We start from the raw sequence: 16,957 nt of genomic DNA, 5'->3' as shown, positions 1-16,957 counted from the left end.
GGGATGGGCATGAAAGTTTTGATCGTCGATGATGAACCGAATATTTTGGACATCGTGGAAGCCTATCTGGCCGCCAAAAAATATCAGGTATACCGTGCCGAGTCCGGGGCGGAGGCTTTGGAAAAATTCCATGCCTTCCATCCGGATCTGATCGTGTTGGATCTGATGCTGCCGGATCTGGCCGGTACAGACATCTGTGCCAAAATCCGCGAAGAATCCAATGTGCCCATTATTATGCTGACGGCAAGGTCATCCGAAAAGGATATCCTGAGCGGCCTGCAGATCGGCGCGGATGATTACATGGTCAAACCGTTCAGTCCCAAGGAACTGGTGGCGCGGGTCGAGACTGTGCTGAGGCGCGCTGCCCCAGTCGAGGTTGAAGCAAAATGGAGTTTCGATGGTGAAAATCTGGTGATCCATCCCAAAACGAAGCAAGTTTTCGTGCGGCAGCAGGAAGTCGCGTTGACGGCTACCGAATACGAATTGTTGACCTTATTGGCCAAGAATCCGAGCCGACTCTTCACACGGGAAGAACTGTTGGAGAGCGTCAAAGGGCTGGATTTCGAAGGTCTGGACAGGGTCATCGATACGCATATCAAGAACATCCGGCAAAAAATCGAGCCGGAACCGAAACAGCCCAGCTATATTCTGACTGTCCGGGGAAGCGGCTACCGGTTTGGAGGGAAGCGATGAGACGGACAATCAGTTGGAACCTGATCCTTTCCTTCCTGCTTTTTTCGATTGTCATCATCGGGCTGTTCGGCTGGTTCAGCATGCAGTTGGTGAACAGCCACTTCTCGGAATATGTCAGCGAACGGCGAACGGAAGAAATAAGCAGCTACACGGATGAAATTGAGGCAGTTTTTGCCCAAACCGAGAGCTGGGACGAGGACGCCATAGCGGTCATCGGCAGGCAGGCATTGCAGGACGACATCATTCTGAAAGTCTATGATAGTCAAGGGGCGCTGATCTGGAGCCCCAGTGCGATGGAGGAACAGACGAACAGACAGATGATGTCGAACCATATGTCGCAGATGGATGAGATGATGGGCGGTACAGAAAGTGAATATACAGTGACCACTGTTGAGCTTAATGACGACTCCCGGACAATCGGCAGCCTGGCAATCGGAACGATGGGGACGTATTTCTATACGGAACATGATGTCGCATTCATGCGCGATATCCGCAATAATCTGCTGATTGTGGCGCTGTTGGCGTTCGCCTTATCGCTTTTTTTCGCGTTTTGGATCGCCAGAAAATTGAGTGTACCGGTCTTTGCGGTGAGCCGTTTTACAGGAGAAATCGCTAAAGGGAATTATACGGAGCAGGCACCTAAAGAAACGAACATCGTCGAAATAGATGCGCTGATCCATTCCGTCGACAGCCTCTCCCGTCAGCTGGACAACCAACAGGAAATCCGGAACCGTCTTTCTTCCGATATTGCGCACGAAATCCGCACCCCGCTCACGACCTTGAAGGGTAATCTGGAGGCGATGCTTGACGGCATCTGGGAGCCGAGCAACGAGCGGCTGAAGATCTGTTACGATGAAGTGAATCGGATTTCCCGACTGATCGGGAATATCGACAAAATCAACGAAATGGAAAGCAGCCATGAAAAGTTGGCATTCAGCCGATTTGACCTGCAGGCATTGAGCCGAAAAGTCGCGACAAACTTCACGGCTGCGGCTGCAAAAAAGCATATCACCTTGACGGTATCCGGTGAACAGCTGATGATAACCGCGGATCAGGACAAAATCAGCCAAGTGCTTACGAACCTTTTGGCCAATGCCATCAAATTCACGCCGAAGCAAGGGAATATCAGCATTGAAACGCACACGGAAGGCAACCAAGCAATTCTGAAAGTGTCCGACGACGGCATCGGCATCGATACCGAAGACCAGGAAAAGATTTTCGAGCGGTTCTATATGACGGAGCCTTCGCGCAACAGCAAATCTGGTGGGCAAGGGCTAGGTCTGGCCATCGTCAAAAGCATCATCAAGAAGCACAACGGGACAGTGCGCGTCGTCAGCTCTATCGGAAAAGGAGCCGTGTTTACGGTGACGATTCCGCTGGATCAGCACCGGGCATAAACTGGCGCATAATGAATGACAAACGAAACGAAGGGGGCTGTCTCGTAATGAGATAGACTCTTCTTTGCGCCCACTGGACTGGAGGAGTGCTTGTAGTCTTGTAGTCCATCCCCAGCTCCGGTGAACGGTCTGCTCACCGGAGTACACCGGTAACAGTCGGACTGAACTCCGGTGAAGCGCGCTTCATCGGAGAACGTTAACGGAATGCGTCCTGAACGCCGGCGAAGCCTCCGTTCGCCGGCGAAGAGCGCTGAGAGATGCGGCATCTGTCTGGTGTTCGCTAGCTGCAGCCATTTCAATACTCGACCAGATATAAATAAGGCTAAAAAAAAGAGGGGACGGCTCATTGTATTGGAGCCGGCCCTTCTTCCTATTCATTTTGGATTACAACAGTTTCTTTTTGCGGTCGAATTCTTCCTCGGTAATGTTCCCTTTTGCCAATTCTTTTTTCAGGATGTCCAAAGCGGATTCCTCTGTTGAAACTTTGCTTGATCTATCATTCATAAGCCTGCTTGCCAAGTAAATGACAAGTATGATCAGTGCGATCCAGAAAATGCCCATAAACATCATTCCACCCATGCCAAAACCTCCGAAACATTGTAGGTATCTGCCAAACATGCAAATTCCCCCTTTTCTTCTCTCTCTATAAGTATTGTACAGCCGTATTGTGTGGATTGGATGTAGTTTTGCAGTCCACGGTGGGGAATACGCGCTCAGGCCATGAATCAATCCAGCTTCAGCAACCGGGCGTTGACTGCGCAAATGATGGTGCTGATCGACATGACGGCCGCTCCGATGGCAGGGGTGATGACGATGCCCTGGCTGTTCAGTACACCGGCGGCAAGCGGGATAGCGATGATATTATAGCCGACCGCCCAAATCAGATTTTCAACCATTTTTCGGTAAGTCGCTTTGGATAAGCGGATGATGGTCAAGACGTCCTGCGGATCGCTGTCGACGAGGATAACATCGGCCGTTTCGATGGCGACGTCCGTTCCGGCACCGATGGCGATGCCCAAATCGGCTTCCGCCAGCGCTGGAGCGTCATTGACGCCGTCTCCCACCATCGCAACTTTATTGTTTCCCTCTTTCAAGGCGACGACGTGTTTCGATTTTTCTGCCGGCAGGACTTCCGCAAACACCTGGGCCATACCCAATTTTTTGCCTACATAATCGGCCACGCGTCTGTTATCACCGGTCAGCATGATCGGCTCGATATCCTGTTCCTTCAAAGCCGCCACGACTTCGTAAGAGGATTCCCGGATGATATCGGCAATGGCAATCATGCCTTGCAATAGATCTTCCTTCAGGACAAAGACGACTGTTTTTCCTTGCTGGGCCAGTTCTTCGTAGCTGGTGCGGTCATAGGCGATAGCGCGTGCCGCCATCGTGCCGGGGCTGACGACGGCAACCGGCACACCGTTCACCAAGGCCTGAAGACCCTGTCCGGTAAGGTTTTGGTAATCCTTCACTTCAAGGGGAGTGAGGTGCTCGGCTTCCCCCTTTCGGACGATGCCTTTTGCGATCGGATGCTCGGATTGCAGCTCCACCGAATAGGCCAGCGTCAATAAATCCTTTTCCGCTATGCCTTCCGCGGGGATGATGTCGGTCACTCCGAAGTTGCCTTCCGTCAAGGTTCCGGTCTTGTCGAAGACGATCCGATTGATCTTGCGGGCTGCTTCAAATTGCGTCCGGTTGCGGATGAGCAAGCCGTTCCTGGCTGCGATGGATGTCGATACGGCATTCACCAAAGGGACGGCCAGTCCGAGCGCGTGCGGACAAGCGATCACGAGGACGGTCACCAGCCGTTCCAAGGCGAACGGCTGGTCGGCTGCAAACAGCCAATAGCCGAAAGTCAGGATGCCGGCCACCACGGCGATGTATAAAAGCCATTTGGCTGCCGTATCCGCCAATCCTTGGGCCTTGGATTTTTGTTGCTGGGCATTGGTCACCATCTGGATCACCTGCGCCAAGTAGGTTTCGTTCCCGACCTTTTCCACTGTCAATTTCAACACGCCATTGCCGTTTATCGATCCGCCGATAGCAGCCATGCCTGGTTGTTTTTCGACCGGAACGGATTCCCCCGTCAGCATGGATTCATCCACGGTGGAGTCGCCCTCGAAAATTTTGCCGTCCAAGGGGATTTTCTCGCCGGGTTTGATCAGAATGCGGTCGCCGGGAACGAGGTCCTCAATCGAGACTTCGACGGTGTTGCCGGCGCTGTCCAGTTTGTGGGCAACTTTTGGCATCAATTTGATGAGTTCTTCCAGTGCCTTGGATGCGCCCATCTGTGATTTCATCTCGATCCAATGCCCGAGCAGCATGATCAGGATCAAGGTCGCCAGTTCGAAATAAAAGTCCGAGCCGGTTATGAAAAAAGCGGTGAAGGTGCTGTAGATATAAGCGGAGATGATGGCCAAGGAAATCAGCAGCATCATGCCCGGTGAGCGTTTTTTCCATTCATCCCAAGCGCCTTTCAGGAAAGGCTTCCCGCCATAAAAGAAGATGATGGTGGAAAGCACAAAGACGATGACATTTGCCCCGGGAAAGTCCAGATGGAAGCCGAAAAGCATCATGATCATCGGGGAAAGCAAGGTGACGGGAATGGTCAACCCGAGTGTCACCCAAAATCGTTTCCTGAAATCAACCACCATCTGTTCGTGGTGGCCTGCGTGTCCGCTGCCGTGATCCATATTGCCATGATCAGGGTCTGGGGCTGCTCCGTGTTCGTGTGCATGCGCTTCGGGCGGCATATCGGCAGTAGTCTTTGGGATGTGCGGGACAGGCTCTGAGTGGCTAGGGAGACTGTGGGCCATCTGTTCATGGTGTTCATGGCCTGCGCGTTCTTCATTGTGCGCTTCATTGGGGTGGATGTGGCTGGTGGGCTTATCGTTGTGAGTGGCATCGACAGTAGGTTTGTGCTGGGAATGGTCGTGTTCGTCCATTTTATTCACTCCTCCGATCTCCGGAAATACAGAAATGATTCGTTTACGCGTGTAATCGTAACTACAAATAAAATGTAACGCTTTTGTGAAGTCGTGTCAAACGATTTGGATAGCAGGGCAACGGACGCGGGAATTTCTCTCTCCCTTATCATAGCAGAAATAGGCCATGCTAGGTTAACGGTTTCATTTCCGGAGCGGTTACGGTAAAATGGAAGGTATTAAAACGCTACCATGAAAGGGATGTAGGATTTTGACTGAACTGAATTTTCCGAAAGATTTCCTGTGGGGCGGCGCGACAGCTGCCAATCAGTATGAAGGGGCTTATGACGTCGGCGGCAAAGGGCTTTCCGTCCAGGACGTCACACCGAAGGGCGGCTTCGGGCCGATCACGGACGGACCGACTCCGGACAACATGAAACTGGAAGGCATCGATTTCTACCACCGCTACAAAGAAGACGTGAAACTGTTTGCGGAAATGGGCTTCAAAACCTACCGGACATCGATTGCATGGACACGCATCTTCCCGAACGGCGACGAAACCGAGCCGAACGAAGCGGGCTTGCAGTTCTACGATGACCTGTTCGACGAGTTGGCAAAATACGGCATCGAGCCGCTGATCACGCTGTCCCACTACGAAACGCCGCTGCACTTGGCGCGAGAATACGATGGCTGGGTCAACCGCAAGATGATCGGCTTCTACGAAAACTACGTGCGTACGGTCTTCACGCGCTATAAAGACAAAGTCAAATACTGGCTGACATTCAATGAAATCAATTCGATCATCCATTTGCCATTCATGAGCGGCGGGATTGCGACGCCGAAGGAACAACTATCGAAATCCGATCTTTACCAAGCGATCCACCATGAATTGGTCGCCAGCGCATCCGCAACAAAGATCGGCCATGAAATCAATCCCGATTTCCAGATCGGCTGCATGGTCTTGGCAATGCCTACCTACCCGTTGACTTCCCATCCCGACGATGTCATCGTCGTGATGGAAGCGGAGCGCCAGAATTATTTCTTCTCGGATGTCCATGTCCGCGGCGCATATCCTGGCTACATGAAGCGCTATTTCCGCGAACACGATATTGAGCTGAACATCACAGCGGAAGACGAAGAAATCCTGAAGAACACAGTCGATTTCATCTCTTTCAGCTACTATATGAGTTCGACCGATACGGCGGACAAGTCCAAGAAAGCGAAAGGAGCGGGAAATATTCTCGGTGGCGTACCAAACCCTTACCTGGAAGCTTCCGAATGGGGCTGGCAGATCGATCCGAAAGGCTTGCGCATCGTCCTGAACGCTTTCTGGGATCGTTATCAAAAACCATTGTTCATCGTTGAAAACGGCTTGGGTGCGGTCGATCAGTTGGTGACGGGCGAAGACGGCCATCCGACAGTCAACGACGATTACCGCATCAACTACCTGAACGACCACTTGGTGCAAGTCGCTGAAGCGATCGCGGACGGTGTGGAAGTGATGGGCTACACGACCTGGGGATGTATCGACTTGGTCAGCGCTTCGACTGCGGAACTGAAGAAACGCTACGGCTTCATCTATGTCGACCGTAATGACGATGGCTCCGGCACGCTGAACCGCTACAAGAAAAAATCTTTCAATTGGTATAAAGAAGTTATCGCAACCAACGGCACAAGCTTGAAGGCATAACAGAAAATCGAAAATTGACTTGACACACTTGTCATCAATCGCAAGGCCAGGGCGCACAGAAAAGCGCAACTGGTCTTGTATTTTTTTCTGCTTTGGGTAAAATGGAGGGGATAGGAAAACCATTCAAAGACACTTGGAATTTGGAAGTTTGGTGAAAATCCAACGCGGTCCCGCCACTGTGATGACGTCATGAACGTCTTAGTCAGGTCTTTATTCCAAGATGCTATTTACTGCATGCGTGCCGTTTCGAGGTAAAACGGTGACGTTACTTGTCTATGCGATGGCGCATGGACTTTTTTTGCATTATCCCGGCCGTTGGCGAGGGAACTTCTATCAAATACAGATCAGAGGTGGAAAGAAAGATGAAAAAATTATTATTGGCTTTATCATTCAGTTTGGTATTATTCGGGTGCGCCCCTGCGGACACGGCAGAATCGACTTCAGTCGCGGAATCTTCTTCTGTTGCGGTCAGCTCAGAAGCTGCAGAAACGGTCAGCGTATCGATTTCTTTGACGGATGGCGGAACAGTCATCACGGGTTCTGAAAAAACAATCGCGGTCGAAGCGGGCGCCAACTTGTTGGATGTCATGAAAGAAAATTATACTATTGAAGAAGCGGACGGTTTCATCACAGCCATCGACGGGCAAGCGCAAGTGGAAGAGACCGCCGAAACGAAAGCCAAATATTGGCTGTTCGACGTCAACGGTGAGCCTTCGATGGTCGGAGCCGCTGATGTGGCGCTCCAAGAAGGAGACGTAATCGTTTGGAATCTGACAGAAATGTAAGACCGGACAAACCGAAGTTCGGCGTCAGACGCATCGCCTTGTTGTCCATTCTGACGGCTTTGTGCTATGTCGGAAGGATTGTCTTCCAGTTCATCCCGAACGTCCAGCCCGTGACGGCCGTTTTGATCATCCTGACGCTGACGATGGGGATGGCGGATGGCTTCATAGTGGCCATCTTGTCCATCATCCTGACTAATTTTATGTTGGGGATGGGGCCCTGGACGATTGCCCAGATCGCCAGTTTCGGTGTGCTGATCGTGGTCACCGGACTGCTCATGAAGCCGTTCTACCAAAAGGCGCACAAAGCTTATTTTGTGGTTTTTTCCTTCCTCGGAGGGATACTCTACGGATTCATCATTTCGCTGCTCACGGTGAAAATGATGGGTATCAACACTTTTTGGGCGTATTATGCCGTGGGGATCCCCTTCGATCTGATGCATGGCCTCGGGAACGCAGGCTTCTATCTGATCCTGGAACCGATCCTGGCGCCATTGCTGGCGGCGCAACTGAAAAAAGGGTGAAGAAAAGCCATATGGAACGCTCTCGTTGAAGAGCGCATTCCATATGGCTTATTTTTTTGGGAATTTTTTCTTTGGCTTTTTGCCCGAACAAATTTCTCACGTCTAACGGACCATCTTTGCACATGCCTATCATAAGCTGAGCTATCAATGGAAATAGCTTGTGCACTCCAGTATAATGGGGTTGCATGGGTACGATTCGCGGTCATGCTGAACGGTTTATTACCTGAGAAAGAGGGTAAGATTGATGAATCTGACTAAAAAATTTGTGGGGTTTTGGCCATGAAAAACATAAAAAATATAGTCCTTATTCTTTTTCCAACACTTGCCATGATTGGCTTTGTTGTAGACGGTCTCCGAGGGCTTCTTATCACGATGCTGGTGTTGCTGTTTGCAATAGGTTCCTATTTGGCCTTTCTAATGTCCTCAAAGAGGTCGGGCTTTGACGATGATTATTTTAGCTTTGATAGGATGCGCTCGTTTTTGGAATCTTCGTGGGAAGGCCCTCAGCGCGCGGAACTCAGCGAAGCGATGCCTGCCGTTCCGATGAATGATTTCATCCGGGTGGACTATAGCTTATTTGAAGCTTTCCGTAGATACTTCGATCTCGGATCGACTGATGTCCTAAAAGAAGACAGGTTGCTTGCCAACTACGGCCCTTCAGTAGTTCATGTGGACGGCGCCATACGAGGATTCACTTATAAATTTGAACATGATGCAAACGACAGCGAGAAAAGCGAAGTAGAGCGTTGCTATGCCGTGCATAAAGATTTTATCCAAGAAACGCTCTTGCGGTATTACCTGGAAAAATATCGGAATGTTTTCTTTCATTTACAAAGGGATGCCCTGTGGTCAAGCTATTTGCAACCGAAGAATGTATTCGCTTGGGAAAGGGTATCTAAAGAAAACCGAGAACTGGCTGACGGCTTTTCTGAACGTGCCGAAAGTTGGGCGAAGGAACAGTATCAAAATTATGTGGCAATGGGAGATGGAACCCACTTGCCGTTGGATTTCGAAAGCCTGAATGCAGCGTTCAGGCAAGAGTTGTATGCCTTCTTCAAACGACACAGACTGGTGATCGATAATGATGAAGTCAAGAGAAAACTAACGAAAGAAGTATCCCAAAGCAGAGCAGATTTGGAAAGTTGTTTGCGCTATTTGATGTAATGAAGGATACCAACCAAATTAAATAGGCATGAAGCCCTGCAGATTCGAGTAGTACATCTGCGGGGCTTTACTCGTTTCGGAGTCCGTTCGTGAAAATGAAACTAGTGTCCGGTACCGATCAGGACTATAATGTAAAAATCCGGGGGCCTTCTCAATCGATAAGCACATTCGGGACTTATGGGACAGAACCATCCCGTTCAGGCTTGGAATGAGGCAACAAGCATTTGAATTGAGCATTTCAAGCCAGCCAAAAATTGATTCGAATAACGGGGGACATGCCATGCATGCAATTGAGGTTCACCACGTTTCAAAAAAATTTAATTTACGATCGAGAAGGGTGAAATCGTCGGCCCTAGCGGATTTACCGGTCCCGAAACCTGCATAATGGAAAACAAAAAGGAAGGGCCCGCATAAAAATTCTGTGATATAGTAGGACCTGTCGAAACAAGAAATTAGGAAGTAGGAAAATATAGTATGGGTAAAAGTTTAGTTTTAGCAGAAAAACCATCGGTGGCGCGCGACATCGCGCGCGTGCTTCAATGTGAGAAAAAGGGCCAGGGGTATCTGGAAGGGAAGGATTACATTGTCACTTGGGCACTGGGCCACCTGGTGACGCTGGCCGATCCGGAAGCTTATGATGTGAAATACAAAAACTGGAACTTGGCGGATCTGCCGATGCTTCCGGAGAATCTGAAGCTGATGGTCATCAAGCAATCCGGCAAGCAGTTCAACGCCGTCAAGTCCCAACTGGTGCGCAATGACGTTTCCGATATCATCATCGCAACCGATGCCGGCCGCGAGGGGGAACTGGTCGCCCGCTGGATCATCGAAAAGGCGAAAGTCAATAAACCGGTCAAGCGGCTGTGGATTTCATCCGTGACGGACAAGGCCATCAAAGACGGTTTCCAGAACTTGAAACCGGGCAAGGCGTACGAAAATCTGTATCAGTCGGCTGTGGCCCGTTCGGAGGCGGATTGGTACATCGGACTGAACGCGACCCGTGCGCTTACGACCAAATTCAACGCCCAATTGAACTGCGGCCGGGTCCAGACGCCGGTGGTTGCCATCATCGCCAGACGCGAAGAGGAAATCAAAAAATTCCAGCCAAAAAATTTTTACGGCATCGAAGCCCAGACTGACACGAAGCTGAAGCTGATCTGGCAGGATAGCAAAACGAACGATACGAAGAGCTTTGACCGCGATAAGGTCACCGCCATCGTCAAAAAGTTGGACAAGCAGCAGGCGACTGTTGTGGCGGTCGATCGGAAACCGAAGAAATCTTATGCGCCCGGCTTGTATGATCTGACCGAACTGCAGCGCGACGCCAACAAGCTCTACGGCTATTCCGCCAAAGAGACGCTGAACATCATGCAGAAACTCTATGAACAGCACAAGCTGTTGACCTATCCGCGCACGGATTCCCGCTACCTTTCGAACGACATCGTGGCCACACTGCCGGACCGTCTGAAGGCTTGCGCCATCAAGGAATACCGTCCGCTCGTCAACAAGGTGTTGGCGAAGCCGATCAAAGCGAACAAATCGTTCGTCGACGACAGCAAAGTCTCCGATCACCACGCTATCATCCCGACCGAAGAGTTTGTCCAGATCGGGAAATTGTCGGCTCAGGAACTCAAAATCTATGATCTGGTTGTGAAACGCTTCTTGGCTGTGTTGTATCCGGCCTACGAATACGAGCAGCTGACCTTGCGCGCGGATATCGGCGGCGAGCATTTTGTTGCCCGCGGGAAGACGGTCACCGTTGCCGGCTGGAAAGAAGTCTACAGCAATCGCATCGAGGACGAAGAAGCGGAAGACGGATTGAAGGAGCAGTTGCTGCCGAAGATCGAAACCGGCGATGTGTTGGCAATCCAATACGTGAGCGAGACATCCGGCCAAACGAAACCGCCGGCCTACTTCAACGAAGCGACCTTGCTGACGGCGATGGAAAATCCAGCCAAATATATGGAAACAACCGATAAAGCCCTGGCGCAGACGCTCAAGGAAACGGGCGGTTTGGGAACCGTGGCTACACGCGCCGACATCATCGAGAAGCTGTTCAATGCCTTCATGATCGAAAGACGCGGACAGGAAATCCATGTCACTTCCAAAGGCAAGCAATTGCTGGAGTTGGTTCCGGAAGAGCTGAAATCCCCGGCTTTGACAGGCGAATGGGAGCAGAAGCTCGAACAGATCGCTGCCGGCAAGCTGAAGAAAGAGGTTTTCATCGCTGAAATGAAGGCCTATACGCAAGCAATCGTTTCGGAAATCAAGACGAGCGACGGCAAGTTCAAGCACGAAAACATCTCCACCAAAACCTGCCCGGACTGCGGCAAGCCGATGCTGGAAGTGAACGGCAAAAAGGGCAAGATGCTTGTGTGCCAGGACCGCGAGTGCGGCTACCGCAAGAATGTGGCGCGCGTCACCAATGCCCGCTGCCCGCAGTGCATGAAGAAAATGGAGCTGCACGGCGAAGGCGACGGCCAGATATTCACCTGCAAATGCGGCTACCGCGAAAAGCTGTCGGCTTTCAACGAACGCCGCAAAAAAGGCTCCGGCGGCAAGGCAGCGAAGCAGGATGTCCAAAAATATCTGAAGAAACAGAATCAAGATGACGAGCCGGTTAACAACGCCTTATTCGAGGCGCTGCAGAAACTCAAGCTGGACGATTAAGAACGATACTGCCGAAAAGGACTGCGTGGGCGCTTTTGTTGCCCATCGCAGTCCTTTTTTCGATCCATATCTGGAACTGTGCGTATGTTATAATTGTGAGGTATCGATTGCCGTAGCACGATAAAACGGCAATCCTGTCAAGGAGGAAAGTTTGAAATGAAAACAGTCATTTTAGCCGAAAAATCATCACAGGCGGCCGCCTACGCGAGCTCATTCCAAAAAAAGGCGACTGTTGCCGGGAACTACGTGATCCAGGACAGCCTGTTCGATGGCGAAACGGTCATCGTGCATGCATCGGGTCATCTGTTGGGCTTGCTGCAGCCGGAAGAATATGATCCGAAATGGAAAAAATGGAGCCTGGAGCACTTGCCGATTTTCCCGGAAAGCTATAAATACAAGATTCAATACGGAAAAGGCAAACAGATGGCGAACATCAAGCAGCAGCTCAAGGAAGCAGACCGCATCATCATCGCCACCGACTCGGACCGCGAAGGGGAAAACATCGCCCGTTCGATCATCCGGCACGCCGGCGCAGAAAAGAAGGAAATGAAGCGCCTCTGGATCAACAGTCTGGAATCCAATGAAATCCGCCGCGGTTTCAGCGAATTGTTGGACGGAAAGGACACCTATCCATCCTACATCGAGGCCCAAAGCCGGGAAATCGCCGATTGGCTGGTGGGGATGAATCTGAGCCGGCTGTACACCATTGCGCTGCAGAAGGCCGGGATCAAAGAAGGAGCCTTTTCGGTCGGCCGCGTGCAGACCCCGACGCTCTTCATGATCTACAAGCGCATGAAGGAGATTGCGGCCTTCAAGGAAGAGACGCATTACGAGTGCCTTGCCCGGGTCACGGTCACGAACGGAACCTTCGAAGCGAAGTATCAGCATGAATTTGAGTCCAAACAAGAAATGAAGGCATTCATCTCAGCGCATGGCTTAGCGGCGGAGATGCCGGCCCTCATCAAACGCTATGAAGCAAACGAAAACAAGCGGGAACTGGCGCCTCGCCTGTATTCCCTGAGCGACCTGCAGCGGGCGGCCAATGCCAAATTCAAGATGGGTGCCAAAGACACCCTGGCGACCGTGCAGTCCCTGTATGAGGCAAAGCTGCTCTCCTATCCGCGGACGGACTCGACGGTCATCACCAAAAATGAATTTGCCTATCTGAAGGCCAATCTTTCCGGCTACTTGGGGATATTGGGTCACACCATTGAAAAGCCGAATCTGACCCCGCGCAAGAAATACGTCGATGATGCCAAAGTGCAGGAGCATTACGCCATCATCCCGACGAAAAAAGTGCCCGATCAGGCACGGATCGCGAAATTGAATGCGAGCCAGCAGAAAATTTATGACCTCGTCCTGCGCCGGACAATGGCGATGTTCGAGGAGGACTTCATATACGATGAACCGACCATCATTACGGATATAGGCGGACTGGACTTCGTGGCATCCGGTAAGATCATCAAGAATCTCGGATGGAAGAAGCTGGAAGGCAACACCAGAAAAAAAGGCGAACCGGAGGACAAAATCCTGCCGATGGTCACGGTAGGGGAAACCGGAACGGCCGTCCTGGCCACGAAGGAGAAGAAGACCACCCCGCCGAAGCCTTACACAGAAGGCACGCTGATCGCAGCCATGAAGAACGCCGGCAAAGAAGTGGATGATGCCGAAGACAAGGCGATTCTCAAGGAAACGCACGGCATCGGAACGGAAGCGACCCGTGCCGGCGTCATCGAAAACCTGAAGGACAGGGGCTACATAACAGCCGCGAAGAACCAGCTGGCGATCACCGAAAAGGGTACGCTGCTTTGCGAAGCCGTGGCCGGCAACAAAATGAGTGATGTCGCCTTCACTGCCGAATGGGAAAAGTATTTGGCGAAAATCCACAAAGGCGAAGGCGACCAGGCTTATTTCCTGGAGAACATCAAACATTTCGTCACGGAAATCCTCGGTACGAAGAACGAGATGCTGCAGTCCGAAGGCATCGCGGAGCGCATTGATGCGGCCGGTGACGGTGCGGTGGTCGGCGTTTGTCCAGTCTGCGGGAAAGAAGCGATCATCAAAGGCAGTTATCTCCAATGCCAAGACTACGGTGAGGCCTGCCCGTTCCGGATTTCCCGCTACATCGCCCGCCGTTATCTGTCTCCCGAGGAAGCCAAAGAGCTTTTGGCCCGAAAGGAAACGAAGCGCCTTTCCGGTTTCAAGAAAAAAGACGGCAAGAGCTTTTCGACGGCCCTGCTGCTAGGGAAAGACGAAACCGGCAATTATGCCATTTCCTTCAAACCGTTCGCTCCGAGCAAGAAAAAGCCCGTGCGCAAAAAGACATACTGAAAGCAGGGCCTGTCTCGGAATAAACGAGGCAGGACCTTTTTCTTTATTATGTTCACGCTAGGCGGAGGGCGTGACGAAATGCTGTGAGTAACTCCCAACTCCGATGAAGGATCCGCTCACCGGAGAACGCCGGCAAGGATCGCTCGTACCTCCGATGAAGCCTCGTTAATCGGAGAACAGGAGCATAATGTGGGCCGAACTCCGGCGAAGCCTCCGTTCGCCGGAGAAGAACAGTGCAGATTTCAGCAATGCAGTATGGTTGCAGAGAACGTAACCGCATAACGACAAACAGGGGCTGCCCCGCAATGAGACAGCCCCGTTTTTCCGATAGTTTTAGCCTAAATAGTCCGATTCATCCATCAATTTCACGGCGGTTCCGCTGCAGGTGACCATCAGCATGCCATTGTCAGCGCCCAGTACTTCATAATCCATTTTCATGCCGATGATGGCATTTGCGCCTTTTGCGGACGCACGAATTTCCATTTCTGCCAAGGCATTTTCGCGCGCGACAGTCAATTCATCCTCGTAGCTCTTTGAACGGCCGCCGACGATATTGCGGATGCCGGCTCCAAGATCCTTGAATACGTTGATGCCTGTGATGACTTCTCCGAAAACGATGCCTTGATAGGCCGTGACTTTTTTGCCCTCGACATGGGCGGTTGTTGTAATAATCATAGGATGTACCTTCCTTTCTTCCTGACGGTGAACAATCAGTGCAACAAATCGATTATAACTTTCTGATGATATCCTCATTATATCAAAAGTCCGTCCGGAATAGAAATAGAAATCGTTCCGAAGCTAATATGGAATGCGTGTACGCAGCGGCAGATAATGATAAAATGGAAGAAACCTGAAACCGAAAGGACTGTTAGCATGAAATTAGAAAAGATTCACCATGTGGCGATCATCGCCTCCAATTACGATGTTTCTAAGGCGTTCTACACGGAGGTGCTGGAATTGCCAATCATCCGAGAAAACTACCGGGCTGAAAGGGACTCATTCAAACTTGATCTCAAACTCGGAGATAGCGAAATCGAACTGTTCTCTTTCCCGAATCCTCCAGAGCGACCGAGCGGCCCGGAATCGGTCGGATTGCGCCATCTCTGTTTTTACGTGGAGGATGTCGAAGCAACTGTGGCTGAATTGAACCGCAAAGGCGTCGAGACCGAACCGATCCGCTGGGACGACTACACGAACAAGAAATTCACTTTTTTCAAAGATCCGGACGGCTTGCCGTTGGAGCTGCATGAATGATACCTAACAGAATGCGGGAGGTTGTCCAAGTTATGGACAACCTTTTTGGCTTGTGTGCTGTTGCGAATTACATATACGGCCGCATCGGAAGTTGTCCGATAACCCGGAAGAATCGGACAATCGGAACACCGTCGCATCGGAAGTTGTCCGATAACTTAGGAGAATCAGACAATCGGAGCACCGTCGCATCGGAAGTTGTCCGATAACTTAGGAGAATCAGACAATCGGAGCACCGTCGCAGGCGAAGTTGTCCGATAACCCGGAAGACGGAAGCGCTGGAATTCAACGTCCGTTTTTTGTAAAAGCTTTGCGCTCCAATAATGAAAACGCTATAATGGATATATTAACTTGTTGAGGTGATGACATGTATCAACCGGCACAAAACAGATACGACAAAATGATCTATAACCGCGTGGGCAACAGCGGATTGAAATTGCCAGCCATTTCCCTGGGGCTTTGGCACAACTTCGGCGAGGTGGATCTGTTCGACAACTCGCGCAAAATGGTCCAGCGCGCCTTCGATCTGGGGATCACCCATTTCGATTTGGCGAATAACTACGGTCCGCCTCCAGGCAGCGCCGAAGAAACATTCGGCAAGATTTTAAAGAAGGATTTCCTGCCTTACCGGGACGAATTGATCATTTCCAGCAAAGCCGGCTATGATATGTGGCCCGGTCCATACGGGGAATGGGGCTCGAAGAAATATTTGACGGCGAGCCTGGATCAGAGTCTGAAACGGATGGGCCTCGATTATGTGGATATCTTCTATTCGCACCGTCCGGATCCGGAAACGCCATTCGAAGAGACAGCGCAAGCATTGGATCTGATGGTCCGCCAAGGCAAAGCTCTTTATATCGGTATCTCCAACTATTCAGCGGAGCAGACCGCTGAAATAGCCGCCATTTTCAAAGAATTGAAGACACCGTTCATCATCCACCAACCAGCCTACAATATGTACAACCGTTGGATCGAGGATGGCTTGCAGGACGTATTGTCAGCAAATAAATTGGGCACTATCGCCTTCAGCCCGTTGGCGCAAGGCATGTTGACCGACCGCTATTTGCACGGCATTCCGGAAGATTCGCGTGCCGGAAGACCTTCGTCACCGTTCCTGAACGCGGAGCGGGTGCAGGAAACCATCGAGAAATCACGCGCGCTGAATGAAATTGCGCAACGACGCGGACAAACATTGGCTGAAATGGCCGTGGCTTGGATTCTCCGCGACGGAAAAGTAACGAGCGTATTGATTGGCGCCAGCAGAGTGAGCCAAATCGATGATAACGTGAAGGCATTGGAAAACCTTGCTTTCAGCAATGAAGAATTGGATGAAATCGAAGCGGTATTGGCAAAATAATAAAGTAGGAACGGCTTCCCGAAGCGATGCTATGCATCGTTCGGGGAGCTTTTTTACTGTTCGAACACCGTAATTACCTGGCTCTCTGTCAAATGGTGTTGATGAGACATTTTATCTGTTGAAATAAGGGAGCCACATTCACAAACTCCAGAAGAGAATTTTTCTCTTTTGGGG

13 protein-coding genes and 1 riboswitch are annotated in these 16,957 nt (G+C 51.0%); of the genes, 10 read left to right on the top strand and 3 right to left on the bottom strand.

The window, feature by feature from the left end; translation table 11 throughout:
- Positions 1–9: 9 nt before the first annotated feature.
- Positions 10–693 (top strand): response regulator transcription factor, encoded by a 684-nt coding sequence (locus tag C8U37_RS12295; protein WP_108033523.1) that lies wholly within the window; start codon positions 10–12, stop codon positions 691–693.
- Positions 690–2,090 carry a sensor histidine kinase gene (locus C8U37_RS12290; protein WP_108033522.1) on the top strand — a complete coding sequence of 467 codons (1,401 nt, stop codon included), beginning with the start codon at positions 690–692 and terminating at the stop codon, positions 2,088–2,090. Before C8U37_RS12295 ends, C8U37_RS12290 begins: the two co-directional genes overlap by 4 nt.
- 384 nt (positions 2,091–2,474) lie before the next feature.
- Here C8U37_RS12290 and C8U37_RS12285 read toward each other — a convergent pair whose 3' ends face one another.
- The gene (locus C8U37_RS12285) at positions 2,475–2,669 is read right to left on the bottom strand and encodes an SHOCT domain-containing protein (RefSeq protein WP_245879839.1); all 195 of its coding nucleotides are present in this window, start codon (positions 2,667–2,669) and stop codon (positions 2,475–2,477) included.
- Positions 2,670–2,815: 146 nt separating this feature from the next.
- Positions 2,816–5,035, bottom strand: a complete 2,220-nt coding sequence (locus tag C8U37_RS12280) for a copper-translocating P-type ATPase (RefSeq protein ID WP_245879838.1) — start codon at positions 5,033–5,035, stop codon at positions 2,816–2,818.
- A gap of 250 nt (positions 5,036–5,285) precedes the next feature.
- Here C8U37_RS12280 and C8U37_RS12275 point away from each other — a divergent pair, with 250 nt between their 5' ends.
- The 6 genes from C8U37_RS12275 to C8U37_RS12250 all read left to right on the top strand — a co-directional run bounded on the left by C8U37_RS12275 (position 5,286) and on the right by C8U37_RS12250 (position 14,175).
- Positions 5,286–6,704, top strand: a complete 1,419-nt coding sequence (locus C8U37_RS12275; protein ID WP_108033520.1) for a glycoside hydrolase family 1 protein — start codon at positions 5,286–5,288, stop codon at positions 6,702–6,704.
- Positions 6,705–6,819: 115 nt separating this feature from the next.
- Positions 6,820–6,975, top strand: a riboswitch (adenosylcobalamin (AdoCbl) riboswitch).
- 91 nt (positions 6,976–7,066) lie between these two features.
- A complete protein-coding gene (locus C8U37_RS12270; RefSeq protein ID WP_170100287.1) occupies positions 7,067–7,489 on the top strand; it encodes a DUF4430 domain-containing protein in 423 nt (140 codons plus the stop codon).
- On the top strand, positions 7,468–8,010 hold the full coding sequence (locus C8U37_RS12265) for an ECF transporter S component (RefSeq protein WP_108033518.1): 543 nt from the start codon (positions 7,468–7,470) through the stop codon (positions 8,008–8,010). Before C8U37_RS12270 ends, C8U37_RS12265 begins: the two co-directional genes overlap by 22 nt.
- 279 nt (positions 8,011–8,289) lie before the next feature.
- Positions 8,290–9,174 (top strand): hypothetical protein, encoded by an 885-nt coding sequence (locus C8U37_RS12260; RefSeq protein ID WP_146161834.1) that lies wholly within the window; start codon positions 8,290–8,292, stop codon positions 9,172–9,174.
- 474 nt (positions 9,175–9,648) lie between these two features.
- Positions 9,649–11,844, top strand: coding sequence for a DNA topoisomerase III (locus C8U37_RS12255; protein WP_108033516.1), 2,196 nt, complete (start codon positions 9,649–9,651; stop codon positions 11,842–11,844).
- 156 nt (positions 11,845–12,000) lie between these two features.
- The gene (locus C8U37_RS12250) at positions 12,001–14,175 is read left to right on the top strand and encodes a type IA DNA topoisomerase (RefSeq protein WP_108033515.1); all 2,175 of its coding nucleotides are present in this window, start codon (positions 12,001–12,003) and stop codon (positions 14,173–14,175) included.
- Positions 14,176–14,508: 333 nt separating this feature from the next.
- Here the strand turns inward: C8U37_RS12250 and C8U37_RS12245 are convergent, their stop codons facing one another.
- The gene (locus C8U37_RS12245; protein ID WP_108033514.1) at positions 14,509–14,850 is read right to left on the bottom strand and encodes a heavy metal-binding domain-containing protein; all 342 of its coding nucleotides are present in this window, start codon (positions 14,848–14,850) and stop codon (positions 14,509–14,511) included.
- A 198-nt stretch (positions 14,851–15,048) separates the two neighbouring features.
- On the opposite strand from C8U37_RS12245, the gene gloA2 reads away from it, so the two are divergent.
- Both gloA2 and mgrA read left to right on the top strand, forming a co-directional pair.
- Entirely contained in the window at positions 15,049–15,429 is a 381-nt protein-coding gene (gene gloA2, locus C8U37_RS12240; RefSeq protein ID WP_108033513.1) for an SMU1112c/YaeR family gloxylase I-like metalloprotein, read from the top strand.
- Positions 15,430–15,793: 364 nt separating this feature from the next.
- Complete coding sequence (gene mgrA, locus C8U37_RS12235) at positions 15,794–16,783, top strand: L-glyceraldehyde 3-phosphate reductase (protein ID WP_108033512.1); 990 nt, start codon at positions 15,794–15,796, stop codon at positions 16,781–16,783.
- Positions 16,784–16,957: the final 174 nt, after the last annotated feature.

It is taken from the genome of Trichococcus patagoniensis, from assembly GCF_003051085.1.
GTDB lineage: Bacteria > Bacillota > Bacilli > Lactobacillales > Aerococcaceae > Trichococcus > Trichococcus patagoniensis.
The sequence above is the reverse complement of the archived record's forward strand: the minus strand, read 5'-3'. Positions and strand labels throughout refer to the sequence as shown.

What these genes read in the sequence shown, in the direction of transcription:
- gloA2 (WP_108033513.1), top strand. Translation starts at nt 15,049, where the DNA reads ATGAAATTAGAAAAGATTCACCATGTGGCGATCATCGCCTCCAATTAC.
- C8U37_RS12295 (WP_108033523.1), top strand. Translation starts at nt 10, where the DNA reads ATGAAAGTTTTGATCGTCGATGATGAACCGAATATTTTGGACATCGTG.
- C8U37_RS12285 (WP_245879839.1), bottom strand. Translation starts at nt 2,669, where the DNA reads ATGGGTGGAATGATGTTTATGGGCATTTTCTGGATCGCACTGATCATA.
- mgrA (WP_108033512.1), top strand. Translation starts at nt 15,794, where the DNA reads ATGTATCAACCGGCACAAAACAGATACGACAAAATGATCTATAACCGC.
- C8U37_RS12260 (WP_146161834.1), top strand. Translation starts at nt 8,290, where the DNA reads ATGAAAAACATAAAAAATATAGTCCTTATTCTTTTTCCAACACTTGCC.
- C8U37_RS12255 (WP_108033516.1), top strand. Translation starts at nt 9,649, where the DNA reads ATGGGTAAAAGTTTAGTTTTAGCAGAAAAACCATCGGTGGCGCGCGAC.
- C8U37_RS12290 (WP_108033522.1), top strand. Translation starts at nt 690, where the DNA reads ATGAGACGGACAATCAGTTGGAACCTGATCCTTTCCTTCCTGCTTTTT.
- C8U37_RS12270 (WP_170100287.1), top strand. Translation starts at nt 7,067, where the DNA reads ATGAAAAAATTATTATTGGCTTTATCATTCAGTTTGGTATTATTCGGG.
- C8U37_RS12250 (WP_108033515.1), top strand. Translation starts at nt 12,001, where the DNA reads ATGAAAACAGTCATTTTAGCCGAAAAATCATCACAGGCGGCCGCCTAC.
- C8U37_RS12245 (WP_108033514.1), bottom strand. Translation starts at nt 14,850, where the DNA reads ATGATTATTACAACAACCGCCCATGTCGAGGGCAAAAAAGTCACGGCC.
- C8U37_RS12280 (WP_245879838.1), bottom strand. Translation starts at nt 5,035, where the DNA reads ATGGACGAACACGACCATTCCCAGCACAAACCTACTGTCGATGCCACT.